Origin of the sequence: Hydrogenophaga sp. 70-12 (assembly GCF_001897365.1) — a bacterium.
Lineage (GTDB): Bacteria > Pseudomonadota > Gammaproteobacteria > Burkholderiales > Burkholderiaceae_C > Hydrogenophaga > Hydrogenophaga borbori.
Genome location: NZ_MKSS01000146.1, coordinates 1 through 14,349, shown reverse-complemented (window position 1 = coordinate 14,349; position 14,349 = coordinate 1). Strand labels below are relative to the sequence as shown.

Annotated in this window: 9 protein-coding genes; 1 reads left to right on the top strand and 8 read right to left on the bottom strand. The window is 71.7% G+C overall.

Annotation, left to right across the window (positions count from 1 at the left end; translation table 11 throughout):
• The 6 genes from BGO22_RS08885 to BGO22_RS08860 form a co-directional block, all read right to left on the bottom strand.
• Window positions 1–843: dihydroorotase (locus BGO22_RS08885; RefSeq protein WP_286850273.1), on the bottom strand; the 843-nt coding region annotated here is incomplete at its 3' end.
• Window positions 840–1,958 (bottom strand): histidinol-phosphate transaminase, encoded by a 1,119-nt coding sequence (gene hisC, locus BGO22_RS08880; protein WP_070397340.1) that lies wholly within the window; start codon window positions 1,956–1,958, stop codon window positions 840–842. The genes hisC and BGO22_RS08885, both read right to left, overlap by 4 nt.
• Complete coding sequence (locus BGO22_RS08875; RefSeq protein ID WP_070397339.1) at window positions 1,955–2,917, bottom strand: aspartate carbamoyltransferase catalytic subunit; 963 nt, start codon at window positions 2,915–2,917, stop codon at window positions 1,955–1,957. The genes hisC and BGO22_RS08875 overlap by 4 nt, the downstream gene beginning before the upstream one ends.
• Window positions 2,914–3,414: a bifunctional pyr operon transcriptional regulator/uracil phosphoribosyltransferase PyrR gene (pyrR, locus tag BGO22_RS08870; protein ID WP_070397338.1), complete on the bottom strand. Its 501-nt coding sequence runs from the start codon at window positions 3,412–3,414 to the stop codon at window positions 2,914–2,916. The genes BGO22_RS08875 and pyrR overlap by 4 nt, the downstream gene beginning before the upstream one ends.
• Window positions 3,411–3,836 (bottom strand): Holliday junction resolvase RuvX, encoded by a 426-nt coding sequence (gene ruvX / locus BGO22_RS08865; protein ID WP_070397337.1) that lies wholly within the window; start codon window positions 3,834–3,836, stop codon window positions 3,411–3,413. The genes pyrR and ruvX overlap by 4 nt, the downstream gene beginning before the upstream one ends.
• The gene (locus BGO22_RS08860) at window positions 3,820–4,416 is read right to left on the bottom strand and encodes a YqgE/AlgH family protein (protein ID WP_070397336.1); all 597 of its coding nucleotides are present in this window, start codon (window positions 4,414–4,416) and stop codon (window positions 3,820–3,822) included. The genes ruvX and BGO22_RS08860 overlap by 17 nt, the downstream gene beginning before the upstream one ends.
• A gap of 66 nt (window positions 4,417–4,482) precedes the next feature.
• On the opposite strand from BGO22_RS08860, the gene BGO22_RS08855 reads away from it, so the two are divergent.
• Window positions 4,483–5,961, top strand: coding sequence for a cryptochrome/photolyase family protein (locus tag BGO22_RS08855; protein WP_070397335.1), 1,479 nt, complete (start codon window positions 4,483–4,485; stop codon window positions 5,959–5,961).
• Window positions 5,962–6,079: 118 nt separating this feature from the next.
• On the opposite strand, the gene BGO22_RS08850 is transcribed toward BGO22_RS08855, so the two are convergent.
• Window positions 6,080–12,091 carry a hybrid sensor histidine kinase/response regulator gene (locus BGO22_RS08850; RefSeq protein WP_070397334.1) on the bottom strand — a complete coding sequence of 2,004 codons (6,012 nt, stop codon included), beginning with the start codon at window positions 12,089–12,091 and terminating at the stop codon, window positions 6,080–6,082.
• Between the two features lie 32 nt (window positions 12,092–12,123).
• Window positions 12,124–14,229, bottom strand: a complete 2,106-nt coding sequence (locus tag BGO22_RS08845) for a methyl-accepting chemotaxis protein (protein ID WP_286850276.1) — start codon at window positions 14,227–14,229, stop codon at window positions 12,124–12,126.
• Between the last annotated feature and the right edge of the window lie 120 nt (window positions 14,230–14,349).

The window sequence follows — 14,349 nt, the reverse complement described above, 5'->3', positions numbered from 1 at the left end:
CGGCTGCAGGCGAAAGCGGCTGTCGTAGAAGCCGATGTCCACGTCGGTGAGGTGCAGGTTGTGCACGCTCACGTCGCAGCTGACGGGCAGGCCCTCGGCCTTGGCGGCGCGCACCAGGTCCACGCCGGCCGCGCTGCTGAGGCGGCACAGGTGCACGCGCGCGCCGCCCTTGGTGGCGCGCATGAGCTCGAACAGCGTGTGCAGCGCGATGGTCTCCGCCGCGACGGGCACGCCGGCCAGGCCCAGGCGCGTGGCCAGCGGGCCGCTGGCGGCCACACCCTTGCCCAGCCACAAGTCCTGCGGGCGCAGCCACACGGTGTAGCCGAAGGTGGCCGCGTACTGCAGCGCGCGCAGCAGCACCTGGGTGTTCTGGATGGTGGTTTCGGCCTGTCCGAAGCCCACGCAGCCGGCCTCGGTGAGCTCGGCCATCTCGGTCAGCACCTCACCGGCCAGGCCGCGCGTGAGCGCGCCGAGCGGGAAGACGCGCGAGCGGTGCAGCTTCTCGGCGCGGAACTTGAGCATGTCCACCAGGCCGGGCTCGTCGAGCACGGGCTCGGTGTCGGGCGGGCAGACCAGCGAGGTGACGCCGCCGGCCACCGCCGCCGCGGTCTCGCTCTCCAGCATGCCGGCGTGTTCCTGGCCGGGTTCCTTCAGCCGCACGGACAGGTCCACCAGGCCCGGCGCGACCACGCAGCCAGCGGCGTCGATGGTGCGCGCGGGGTGGAAGTCGGCGGCGACCCGGCCGATGGCGATGATGCGACCGGCGGCGATGGCGACGTCGGCCATCTCGTCGCGGCCGCTGGCCGGGTCGATCACGCGGCCGTTCTGGATCAGGATTTTCATGCGGGTGTCACCTTGGAATCGCGGTGCCGGACGGGATCGATCAGCTCGCGCAGCGCGGCCACCAGGGCCTCGCATTCGGCCGGCGAGCCGATGGTGATGCGCAGGTGCTCGGCGATGCGCGGCTGGTTGAAGTGGCGCACCAGGATGCGGCGCTCGCGCAGGTCTTGCTGCAGCCGGGCCGCGCTGTGGCGCGGGTGCCGCGCGAGCAGGAAGTTCGCGCTCGAGGGCAGGCAGTGAAAGCCCAGGGCCTGCAGCTCGCGCGCGAGCCATTCGCGGCTGTCGACGATGCGCCGCGTGAGCGAGGCGAAGTGCGCCTGGTCCTCCAGCGCGGCCTGCGCGCCGGCCAGCGCCACGCGGTCCAGCGGGTAGGAGTTGAAGCTGTCCTTGACGGTGCTCAGCGCCCGGATCAGGTCGGCGTGGCCCAGGGCGAAGCCCACGCGCAGGCCCGCGAGGGCGCGCGACTTGGACAGGGTCTGCACCACCAGCAGCTGGGGAAACTCGTCGACGAGCGACACGGCGCTCTGCGCGCCGAAGTCCACGTAGGCCTCGTCCACCACCAGCACCGAATCGGGGTTGCGCTCCAGCAGCCAGCGGATCTCGCCCAGGGACAGCGCGATGCCGGTGGGCGCGTTCGGGTTGGGCAGCACGATGCCGCCGTTGGGCTGCAGGTAGTCGGCCACCCGCACGCGGAATTCGGCGTCCAGGGGCACGGGCTGGCAGGCCACGCCGTAGAGCGCGCAGTAGACCGGGTAGAAGGAGTAGCTCACGTCGGGCACCAACACCGGCCGGCCGTGGCGCAACAGGCCCATGAAGGCGTGCGCCAGCACCTCGTCCGAGCCGTTGCCCACGAAGACCTGCTCCACCCGCAGCCCCTGCTGCGCGGCGATGGTCTGGCGCAGCGCCAGCGCCGAGGAATCGGGGTAGAGGCGCAGCCGCTCGTCCACCGCCTCGGCCATGCGCCGCAGCGCCAGCGGCGAGGGCGGGTAAGGGCATTCGTTGGTGTTGAGCTTGATCCAGCCCGTGCCCTGCGGCTGTTCGCCGGGCGTGTAGGCGCTCAGCCCGCGCAGGGGCGGGCTCCAGAAGCGCGTGTCGGGGTCGGGCGCGGGGGTGCTCACGCTTCGTTGCCCGCGACGATGGACATCACCGCCATGCGCACGGCGATGCCGAAGGTGACCTGCGGCAGGATCACGCTCTGCGGACCGTCCACCACGGCGGAGTCGATCTCCACGCCGCGGTTGATGGGGCCCGGGTGCATGACGATGGCGTCGGGCTTGGCCCACTTCAGGCGCTCGGGCGTGAGGCCGAAGCTCTTGAAGTACTCCTGGCTGGAGGGCAGCAGCGCGCCGCTCATGCGCTCGTTCTGCAGGCGCAAGGTGATGACCACGTCGCAGCCCTTGATGCCCTCCTCCAGCGTGTGGCACACGCGCACGCCCATGTGCGACAGGTCGCTCGGCACCAGGGTGCGCGGGCCGACCACGCGCACGTCGGGGCAGCCCAGGGTGGTGAGGGCGTGGATGTCGGAGCGCGCCACGCGCGAGTGCAGCACGTCGCCCACGATGGCCACCGACAGCTTCGTGAAGTCCTGCTTGTAGTGGCGGATGGTGTACATGTCGAGCAGGCCCTGCGTGGGGTGCGCGTGGCGCCCGTCGCCGGCGTTGACCACGTGCACGTGCGGGGCCACGTGCTGCGCGATCAGGTAGGGCGCGCCCGACTCGCTGTGGCGCACGACGAAGATGTCGGCCGCCATGGCGCTGAGATTGGCGATGGTGTCGAGCAGCGACTCGCCCTTGGCGGTGGAGCTGCGCGCGATGTCGAGGTTGATGACGTCGGCGCTCAGCCGCGTGGCCGCGATCTCGAAGGTGGTGCGCGTGCGCGTGCTGTTCTCGAAGAACAGGTTGAACACGCTCTTGCCGCGCAGCAGCGGCACCTTCTTCACCTCGCGGTTGCTCACGCTGGTGAAGCTGGACGCGGTGTCGAGGATGTGCGTGAGGATGTCGCGCGACAGGCCCTCGGTGGAGAGCAGGTGGATGAGCTCGCCGTTCTTGTTGAGCTGGGGGTTGCGGGCGGGGGTCATGTTTGGCTTTCCAGCACGAAGCGCAGGCGGCCGTCGCCGTCGCGCGCGAGTTCGAGCGACTGGCCGGCGGGCACCTCGACATGGGCCATGCTCAGCTGCGCCTCGATCGGCAGCTGGCGTCCGCCGCGATCGACCAGCACGGCCAGGCGCACGCTCGCGGGGCGGCCGTGGTCGAAGAGCTCGTTGAGCACGGCGCGCAGCGTGCGGCCGGTGTAGAGCACGTCGTCGATCAGCAGCAGGCTCGCGCCGTCCACCTCGAAGGGCAGCTGGGTCTGCACGCTGCTGGCCAGGCCGCGGCGCGCGAAGTCGTCGCGGTGCATGACGGACGAGACCACGCCGCAGGCGCCGGGCTGTTTCAGGTCGGCGTGCAGGCGCTCGGCGATCCAGGCGCCGCCGGTGGCGATGCCCACGAGCCGCGTCGCGGGTTCGGCCTCCAGCACGGCCCGCACGCGCGTGAGCAGTTGCGCGTAGAGCGCTTCGGCATCGGGTGGGGTCAAGGCAGGCTCCTCAGGAACTGTTCCAGGATGATGCAGGCGGACGCGGCGTCGGCGTCCCGCGCGCCCTGCGCGTGCGCCTCGGTGGTGCTGTAGCGCTCGTCCACCTCGAACACGGGCAGGCCATGGCGGCCGTGCAGGCGGCGCGCGAACTTGCGCGCCATGGCGGTGTTGGCGTGCTCGGCGCCGTCGGGGTGGAAGGGCACGCCCACCACCAGCGCGTCGGGCGCCCACTCGCGGATGCGCTCGGCCGCGCGCTCCAGGCGCGCGTCGCCGGTGGCCACGATGGTGGGCTGCGGCGTGGCGCTGCGGGTGAGCCGGTTGCCCGTGGCCACGCCGGTGCGGCGCTGGCCCAGGTCAAAGGCCAGGAAGGTCTGCAGCGTGGCGGCGACTTCGGGCATGGCCGGCTCAGGCATGGCCGGCATCGGGTGAGAGCATCCAGGGCTGCTGCAGGCCCAGCAGGGCCATGGCGCGCTCGTAGCGCTCGGCCACCGGGGCCTCGAAAATGATCTCGATGTCGGCCGGCACCGTGAGCCAGGCGTTCTCGGCGAGCTCGGACTCGAGCTGGCCCTGGCCCCAGGAGGCGTAGCCCAGCGAAACGAACACGCGGCGCGGACCGGCGCCGGCCGCCATGGCCTCGAGCACGTCCTTGGAGGTCGTCATTTCCAGACCGCCGGGGATGGACAGCGTGGAGGCGTAAACCGACTCGCCGTCCTGCTCGGGGTTGACGGCCTCGTGCAGCACGAAGCCGCGCTCGGTCTGCACCGGGCCGCCCTGGAACACGGGCAGTTCCATGAGGTCTTCGCGCGACAGCGGCAGCTCGACCTTCTCGAACAGCTTGGGCAGCAGGATGTCGCTGGGCTTGTTGATCACCAGGCCGAGGGCGCCGCGTTCGCTGTGTTCGCACATGAACACCACGCTGCGGCCGAACAACTCGTCGGTCAACCCCGGCATCGCGATCAGGAAATGATGGGTCAGGTTGGTCGGAGCAAAATCGGCGGCCATGCGTGGATTCTATGTCCCGCCCCCCGCCCGCCCGGCTTCGCCGGTCACCTCCGCCAGCCACCGACCATGAGCCATTTCGACGCCGGCCTGATGTGGTTCCGCCGCGACCTGCGCGCCAGCGACAACGCGGCCCTGCACCACGCGCTGCGCCACTGCCGCCAGCTGTGGTGCGTGTTCGTGTTCGACCGCGACATCCTGGACCCGCTGCCGCGCGCCGACCGCCGGGTGGAGTTCATCCGCGAATCGCTGGTGGCGCTGGACGCGCGGCTGCGCGAGCTGGGCGCCGAGCACGGCCGGCCGGGCACTGGCCTGATCGTGCTGCACGACCAGGCCTCGCGCGCCATCCCCGCGCTGGCCGAGCGCCTGGGCGTGCAGGCCGTGTTCGCCAACCACGACGACGAACCCGCCGCGCTGGCGCGCGACGCCCAGGTGCTGGGCGCGCTGGCGCACCAGGGCGTGCTGCTGCGCACCCACAAGGACCACGTGATCTTCGAGCGCCGCGAGGTGCTCACGCAGTCCGAGCGGGCCTTCGGCGTGTTCACGCCCTACAAGAACGCCTGGCTCAAGGCGCTCACGCCCTTCCACCTCAAGGCCTACCCGATCGCCAAGCACGCGGGCGCGCTGGCGCCCTTGCCCGAGGGCCTGTCGCGCCCGGTGCCCACGCTGGCGGAGATCGGCTTCCAGCGCACCAACCTCTCACAGCTCGCCCTGCCCACCGGCGAGGACGGCGCGCACCAGCTGTTCGACGACTTCCTGCAGCGCATCGACCGCTACGACGAGGCGCGCGACTACCCGGCGGTCAAGGGCCCCAGCTACCTGAGCGCGCACCTGCGCTTCGGCACCGTGTCCGTGCGCGCGCTGGCGTCCATCGCACACGGGCTGCACGCCCAGGGCAACCCGGGCGCCAGCACCTGGCTGTCCGAGCTCATCTGGCGCGACTTCTACCACCAGATCCTGGCCAACTTCCCGCACGTGGTGCAGCGCGCCTTCAAGCCTGCCTACGACGCCGTGCGCTACGAGCACGGCAAAGCCGCCGACGCCCTGTTCCAGGCCTGGTGCGAGGGCCGCACCGGCTACCCGCTGGTGGACGCGGCCATGGCGCAGATTCTCCAGACCGGCTACATGCACAACCGCCTGCGCATGGTGGTGGCCAGCTTTCTGGTGAAGGACCTCGGCATCCACTGGCAATGGGGCGAGCGCTACTTCGCCGAGCACCTGATCGACTTCGACCTCGCGGCCAACAACGGCGGCTGGCAGTGGGCCAGCTCCAGCGGCTGCGACGCGCAGCCCTGGTTCCGCATCTTCAACCCCGTCACCCAGAGCGAACGCTTCGACCCGCAGGGCCGGTTCATCCGGCGCTACCTGCCCCAACTCGCCGGCCTGCCGGACGCGGCGATCCATGCGCCCTGGAAGGCCAGCCCGGTGGAGCTGGCCGCCGCCGGCCTGGTGCTCGGCGACAACTACCCCCTGCCGCTGGTGGACCACGCGCAGGCCCGCGAGAAGACCCTGGCGCGTTATGCGGTGGTGAAAGAAGCGGGGGGCTGATCGGCCGGCGAGGTTTCCGGTGCCGATCGACCCGTGGAAGGACCCGGCGGGGGCGTTCTACCAGGACGTTCTCAGCGGCCTGGGAGCGTGAGGCGCCAGCGGCCGGGGCCGCCGGCCCTCAGGCGTCGGCGGTGGTCTTGGCGTAGCGCGCCACCAGCACCAGCAGCTCGTCTTCGGAATAGGGCTTGCCCAGGTAGTGGTCCACGCCCAGTTCTCGCGCGTGCTCGCGGTGCTTCTCGGCGATGCGCGAGGTGATCATGATCACCGGCAGATCGGCCAGGCGGGCGTCGGCCCGGATGTTGCGCACGAGGTCGAAACCGTCCATGCGCGGCATCTCGATGTCGGACAGCACCACGGCCGGGCGCTCCACCTGCAGCCGCTCCAGCGCCTGCAGGCCGTCGGCCGCCAGCGCCACGCGGTAGCCCTCGCGCTGCAGCAGGCGCTGGGTGACGCGGCGCACCGTGATGGAGTCGTCGACCACCAGCACCAGCGGCACGCTGGCCAGCGCGGCCTCCGCGCCGGCGTCGCCGCCCGTGGCGGCGCGCTCCGTGGCCTGGGGCAGGGCCGCCTGCTGGCGCACCCATTCGGGCACCTGCGGTCCGTACACCGTGGACAACGCCACCGGGTTGTAGATCAGCGCCACCGCGCCCGAGGCAAGCACCGACATGCCTGCCAGGCCCGGCAGCCGCGACAGCTGCGCGCCCAGGTTCTTGACCACGACTTCCTGGTTGCCCAGCACCTCGTCGACGTGCATGGCCAGGCGCTGGGACGCGCTGCGGAAGACCACCACCGGCAGCGTGCGGTTCTGCGGCTCCTGCGACTGCGCCGTGGACTGCAACAGGGCGCCGCTCCAGAAGAAGGGCACGTCCTCGTCGCCATGGCGCATGTGGCCGCTGGCGTAGGCCGCCTGCAGCTCGGCCGGCGGCACGCGGCGCACGATCTCCACCAGGTTCGACGGCACGCCGAACATGAGCTCGCCCGCGCGCAGCATCACCACCTGCGTGACCGCCGTGGTCAGCGGCAGCACCAGCTTGAACGAGGTGCCCTGCCCGGCGCGCGTGGCGGTCTCGATGCGGCCACCGAGCGCGAGCACGTCGCTGCGCACCACGTCCATGCCGATGCCGCGCCCGGCCAGCTCGGAGACTTCGCGGGCCGTGCTGATGCCGGCCTCGAAGATGAGCTGGGCGGCGTGCTCGTCGTCAATGACTTGATCGGGCGCCAGCAGGCCGGCCTCGCGGGCCTTCTCGCGCAGGCGCTCCAGGTCGATGCCGCCGCCGTCGTCGGCGAACACCAGCGAGACGTCGTTGCGCTCCTGGTGCAGTTCGATGTCGATGCGGCCTTCGGCCGGCTTGCCGCGCTGCTCGCGCAGCTCGGGCGATTCGATGCCGTGGGCCACGTGGTTGCGCAGCAGGTGTTCGAAGGTGCCGGTCATGCGGTCCAGCACGCCCCGGTCCATTTCGATGTTGCCGCCGGTGATGTCCAGGCGCACCTGCTTGCCGGTTTCCTTGGAGGCCTGGCGCACCACGCGGTACAGGCGCTCGGAGATGCCCTCGAACTCCACCATGCGCGTGCGCAGCAGGTCGCGCTGCAGCTCGCGCGTCTGCCGCGCCTGGGCCACCAGGTTGTCTTCGGTCGCTTCCACGGCGCGCTGCAGGTTGCGCTGCAACGTGGCCACGTCGTTCACCGACTCGGCCATCATCCGGGTCAGCTCCTGCACGCGGGTGAAGCGGTCGAATTCCAGCGGGTCGAAGGCCTGCACGTGGTCGCGGGCCTGGGCCAGGCGCGATTGCATCTGCGTCTCGGCCTGCAGCTCGATGTCGCGCAGCTGCTGGCGCAGGCGGTCCAGGTTGCCCGTGAGGTCCTTCAGCGAGGCACGCAGCGTGACGACCTCGGCTTCCATGCGCGAGCGCGAGATGATCACCTCGCCGGTCTGGTTGACCAGGCGGTCGAGCAGCTCGGGGCGCACGCGCACGGCGGCCCCACCGCGCGCCGCCAGCTGGGCCGGCGCGATGGGCGCGACGAAGTGGGCGCCCAGGGCGCTGGTCGCGGCGAGCGGCGCGGCCGGCACCGCGGCCTCGGCCACGGGCTGCGCCTCGGGCGCGGGCTGCGCCTGTGTCTCGGGCGCGGACTGCACCACGGCGCCGGTCTGGGCGTCGGGGTGCCGCAGGGCGTCGAAGCGCGCCACGATGGCGTCGAAGGCGCTTTGCAGCACCTCCAGGTCGCTGGCGCGCTGCACGTCGGAACCCAGGCGCTCGGCCGCGGTTTCCATGCGGTGGGCCATTTCACCCAGGCGCAGGGCGCCGGCCAGGCGGGCACTGCCCTTGAGCGTGTGCAGGCCGCGCAGCACCTCGGCGCGCGCGTTGCCGTCGTCGGGACGGGCGCTCCACTGGCGCAGGGCCGCGCCCATCTGCGGCAGCAGTTCCTGGGCCTCTTCCTCGAAGATGGGGAACAGGTCGACGTCGATGGTGTCGACCGCGTCGATGTCGTCGTCGATGTCCTGGTGGCCGGCGGGCGCCAGTGCGGCGCGCGCCGGCTCGGGCGCGGCGGGCAGGTCCCACTGGGTCACGGAACCGGCGCTGGTGTCCAGGGCCTCGTCGGCCGCCGAAGGTGTCGGCGCGGGCTCGTCGTCGGCCGGCAGCAGCTCGACCTCGTCGCTGACGGTGAGGAACACCTCGTCGTCGGCCGTGGCGGGCGCGGCCGACGGCGGCTCGCCAAAGGCCAGCGGGTCGTGCACCACCCGCACCAGCGACTGCAGCACGAAGGGATCGGCTTCCTTCAGGAAGCCCGCCGCGAACTGGTGCAACAAGCGGCGGATGTCTTCACCGGCGTCCACGAACAGCTGGCCCAGCGCGGCCGGCGCCTGCTGTCCCTCGCGCTGGCGCGCGGCCACCGAGCCCAGCGCGTGCTCCAGCGCGCGCGCGACGCCGGACAGCGATTCGAAGCCGACGGTGCCCGAGCTGCCCGCCAGCGAGTGCGCGAGCGCCTCGGCCGACTCGGGCACCGGCACATGGGTCTCCATGGCCCACTCGGACAGGCTGGTGCCCAGGCGGCGGGACCACTCGTCGGCCTCGTTGAGGAAGACGTTGTAGAGCTTGTGGCCAATGCGCAGCGAGCCGATTTCGCGCACGGGCTCCTCGGCAGGGGCGCTCACCAGGGGCACGGGCATGGACACCGGCTCGGCGGGCGGCAGCGGCGCCGGCGCCGTCAGCTCGATTTCCTGGATGTCGGCAAAACCGGATTCGACGGCCTCGCGCGGGAAGTCCTCCAGCTGGTCGAACTCGGGCGGCACCACGGGCGCGGCCACCGGGGGCTGGTCCCGCGCCTCGGCCGGCGTCGCCTGTGCGGCTTCGGCTTCGGCTTCGGCTTCCGCTTCGGCTTCGGCTTCGGCTTCGGCGGGTGCGTCGGTCGCGGCTGGCTCGGGCGCCTCGGCGGCCGCGGGTTGCGCGACGGCCGCCAGCAGGTCGAGGTCGATGTCGGCGAGCAGCGGAACCTCGAGCGCGGCCTCGGACAAGGGCTCGGGCAGGGGCAGGTCGCCGAAGCCGGTGGAGGGCGCGGCCGCGTCGGCCGCCGGTGCCTGGGCCGGCGGCTCGGCCTCGGCCCCTGGCGGCTCGTCGTCCAACGCGATGTCGATGGGTTCCTGTGCCACGGTGGCGGGGGGCGCCTGCAGGGGCAGCCACACGCCCTGGGCCTTCAGGGCCTCGGCGCTGGCCCGGAAGGGCTGCGAGCGCCAGGCGGACGCCTGCTGGGCCGCGATGTCCCGCACCCAGCGTTCGAATTGATCCAGGGCCTCGCCCGACAGGCCCAGCAAGGCTTCGCTGGCGGGCCGCTGCTCGGCCAGCACGGCGTTGAGCAACTGCTCCAGGGCCCAGGCCGCCTCGCCGAACTCATTGAGGCCAACCATGCGGGAGCTGCCCTTGAGCGTGTGGAAGGCGCGGCGCAGCGTGGTCAGGTGGTCGAGATCGGAGGGCTGCTCGCGCAGGTGCGAGACCGCTTCGCGGCCATTGGCCACGACCTCGCGCGCTTCCTCCAGGAAGATGTCGAGCAGGTCGTCTTCGTCCGTGTCGTCGGCCGCCGGTGCGTCGGAGGGAGCCGCCGGCGCGTCGGGCGCGGCGGCTTCGGTCAGCCCGACCAGCGCCTGCGCGCCGACCGCGGCGTCATCGCGCACCACGGCTTCGGCGGCCTCGCGCGCGGCCTTGGCCACCGCCGGCTGTTCGGCCAGCGCGGCCTGGTCGGCGAGCGAATCCAGCTGCTGGCTCAGGCCGCTGAGGTCGTCCAGTCCACCGAAGACGCTGTCGACCACGCGGCGCACGCCCGCCTGCAAGGCCTCGGCGTCGCTGCGGGCGGGCGGCGAGCGGTCGCGGCCCACACTGGCGCGCCCCATGAGCGGGACCAGGCCGCCTTTGTCCTCGTCGAAGACGAAGAGCTTCTTGGCCAGCGCCGGCTGGTAGCTCAGCATGTCCACCAGGAAACTCAGCGCGCTCAGGTTGTCGCCGAGCTGCTGGAAGGTGCCGGCCTCACGGGCCAGGGCCTCGTCGACCTCGGTGTCCAGGATCTGCTCGACGCTGCCGCGCATGCGGGTGACGGCCTGCACCGCGTGGTCCAGGCCCAGCACCGACAGCACGCCGCGCATCTGGGCCAACTGGGTCACCGCGACGTGCAGGCCCGCTTTTTCCTGCGGCTGGCGGAAGAACTGGTCGAGCGATTTTTCGACCTCGCCGAGCGACACCTTCAGCTCGTCGACCACGCTGCCCATGGTCTGGCGGTCGCTGACGCGGCGGTAGAGCTGCTCCATCCACCCGTCCAGCGGGCGGGCCGCCTCGCCGTCGATGACGCTGCCCAGGCGCTGCGCCAGGTCCTGCGTGCGCGCCGCGAGCTCGGGCTCGGCGGGATCGAAGTCCTCGAACGCGGCCTCCAGGTACAGGGTGGTCGTGGCCACTTCCATGGCGAGCTCGGGGCGCACGCCGCCGGGCTCGTTCACGGCGCGATCGGCCGCCTTGACCAGCGCCGCCGCGAGCGGCGCGCTGGGCGGATGCAGTTTGAGCAGCGACTCGCCAATCAGGCCGAACTGGTCGCCGACCTGGCGGGCCCGGGCATGGTCGCCACCCGAGAACAGGGACCAGGCCTCCTTGGCCGTCTGGATGCGTTTGCGGGCCTGCGCCAGCACGGCGGGGTCGTAGCGGCCCAGCGTGGCCTGGTGGTAGTCGGCCGGGCGGTAGCGCTGCAGCCCATAGGTCTCGCGCACGGCGCCCAGGTGCTGGGTGGCGGCCGCGTCGGCGGGCTGGCTCTGCGCGCAGAAGAACAGCAGGTCGTGCAGCAGGGTTTCCGACACCTGGCCGGTGCCGGCGGCCATCTGGCCGAACTGCATGAGCAGGCGCGACGCCGCCCGCTTCACGTACACGTCGAACGGCAGGCCAGGCCCGCCCGCGGCCTCGAAGAAGGCCGCCGCCACGCGCCAGAACGTGCGCTGGCGCGGCTCCGCGGCGGCGGCGGACATGCCGCCGCACAGCTTGGCCAGTTGCTGGCAGGCCGCCGCGCTCTGCGTCTTGACGACGAGCAGGATCAGGCGGTCGAACAGCGAACGGACCGCCGGGCTGACATCGAGCGGCTTGGCGCCCGGCGGCGCCGGCATATCGATCGCCCGGTGATCAAAATCCCAGAGGTCCGAGGGATGCACGCGCTCGGCGCCCGCGAGCTCCAGCACCTCGCGGTACTGCTGGAACAGCGCCACCGGCTGCACGGGCTTGTGGTTGAGCACCGCCTCGAGGTACTCGACCAGGGCGAAGCTGGCGCGTTCCACCCGGCTGGCGGCCTGCTCGTCGCAACTGGCCGGCTTCTGCACGAAGCGCTGCACCGCCGACTCCATGCCGCGCAGCACCTGCGCGGGCGCGCCCAGGCCGACCACCTCCAGCGCCCCCACCGCCTGGTGCAGCTGCTGGCGGGCCATGCGCAGGGCGGCCGGGTCCACCGCTTCGAGATCGCCGTGGCGCGACTGCTCGTTCTCGCGCACGAACCGCCGAATGGCCTTGTTGGCCGCATCGAGCGATTTGCGCAACTCCTCGAAGACCCAGGCCAGTGGCCCAAGGTCGGTGTTGGGCAAGTCCTGCAGAGCGGATTCGGGCGCTTCGGTCATGGGCCTCCCTGATGGATTCGAGCGGTCCGCCGTCAGGCGATCTTGAATCGGGCCACCGACTGGCGCAGTTCTTCGGCCATGGCCGACAGCTCACGCACCTGCTGGGCCGTGGAGCGCGTGCCCTCGCCGGTCTGCTCGGTCACCGCGAAGATGTGCTGGATGTTGCCCGCCACCTCGTTGGCCGACTCGGCTTCGCGGGAGGCGGCGGTGGAGATCTGCTCGATGAGGTCGGCCAGCCGGCGCGACACGCGGTCGATTTCGGACAGCGCGGTGCCCGCGTTGTCGGACAGCCGGGCCCCGGCGACCACGCCCTGCGTGGAGCGCTCCATGGCGGCCACCGCGTCCTGCGTGTCGGTCTGAATCGCCTTCACCAGCGCCGCGATCTGGCGCGTGGCGTCGGCCGAGCGTTCGGCCAGGCGCTGCACCTCTTCCGCCACCACCGAGAAGCCCCGGCCCGCTTCACCGGCGGACGCGGCCTGGATGGCGGCGTTGAGGGCCAGCACGTTGGTCTGTTCGGTAATGTCCGAGATCAGTTCGGTGATCTCGCCGATCTCCTGCGAGGACTCGCCCAGCCGCTTGATGCGCTTGGAGGTTTCCTGGATCTGGTCGCGGATGGCGTTCATGCCGCCGATGGCGTCCTGCACCGCCTGCAGGCCGGATTCGGCGGCCTGCAGCGAGGCCCGGGCCACCTGGGCCGACTCCTGCGCCTGGCTGGACACCTGGTTGATGCGCTGCGCCATGTCGAGCACCGACTGGCCGGTTTCGCGGATCTCGCGCAGCTGCTCGGTGGAGGCCGCCAGCAGCTCGGTCGAGGTGTTTTCCACCGCCGACGTGGTCTGCGCCACGCGGGTGGCCGTGGCCTGCACGTTGCCCACCAGCGACCGCAGTTCTTCCACGGTGTAGTTCACCGAGTCGGCGATGGCGCCCGTGATGTCCTCCGTCACGGTCGCTTCCTGCGTCAGGTCGCCCTCGGCCACCGTCTGCAGTTCGTTCATCAGGCGAAGAATGGCCGCCTGGTTGGCGTCGTTGACGCGCTTGGCTTCCTGCTCCTGCGCCTCGGCGGACAGCCGCTGGCCTTCGGCCATCATCTGGCGCTGGCGGCTGTCCTGTAGCTGCACGTAGGCCAGGCCGCCCGCGCACAGCAGCGCGAACACCGTGGACAGGGCCAGGGCCAGCAGCTGGCCGCCACCCAGGCCCGAGCGGCCGGAGAGGTCCTGCTGCAGCTTCTCCAGGCCCACGCGCAGCGGTTCGCTGTCGGCCACGATGGCGGCCTGCGCCTCGCGCGCGGCCACCAGGCCCTGCAGGTTGCCCAGGATGGCGCCGGCTTCGACGCGGGTTTCCTCGTAGCGCTGCAGCAGGGCCTGCAGGCGCTCGCGCACTTGCGGGTCGCGGGCGGCGCTCAGGCGCAGCTCGTCGCTGCCCTTGAGCAGGCCGTCCGCCACTTCCTTGAAGGTGATCAGGTCCTTGCCGAGCAGGAACACCGCCTCGGGGCTCACGCCTTCCAGCGTCAGGAACTCGTTGGCCGACTTGCCGATGCGCTGCGTCAGCATCACGAGCTGGCCGGAGGCGGAGATTTCGGCGGCGGGCGCGTTCTGCTGCAGCTTGAGGGAGGAGATCGTCTCAGCGATCTCCAGCAGGTCGGACGACTGGCGGTTGATGGTGCGCAGCGCGGCGCCCACCTGCGTCAGCGTGGCCTGCTGGCCCAGCACGGCCGAAGCGTTGCGCTCGGCGGCGTCGATGCGCGGCAGAAGGTCGTCGAGCGCGCCGCCGTATTCCGGCCCCAGCGGCTCGATCGCCATGTTGCTGTCGCCCTGCTTGAGGCCGCGCACACTGGTGGCCAGCACGCTGGCGCTGTCGCGCACCTCGGGGAAGGCGGTGGGGCTGCCCACCAGCGCCTGCGACACGCTCTTGGCCAGACGCTGCGACTGCATCAGCGCCTGACCGCTGGCGGCCACCTGCTGGCTGATCTTTTCCGCCTGGCTCAGCACGAAGAACGTGATGGCGCCCAGCACCAGCAGCGCGAAGGCCAGCAGCACCGCGAGCGAGCGCTGGTGCTGTTCCGCCGGGCGGCGACCCAGAATGGGCAGTGAAACCAGCGCGTCCTTGGGCGTGTCGCCATCGTCCTCGGTGATCAGCAGGTTGTCGTCGAGATCCCCCGTGTTGGCGTCGGGCGCCAGGCGGGCCGCGGCAAGCTCCGCGATCTCCTGATCCGTCACGCCGGCCAGGTCAGGCTCATCCGCCTCCTTGTTCTTCTTGGA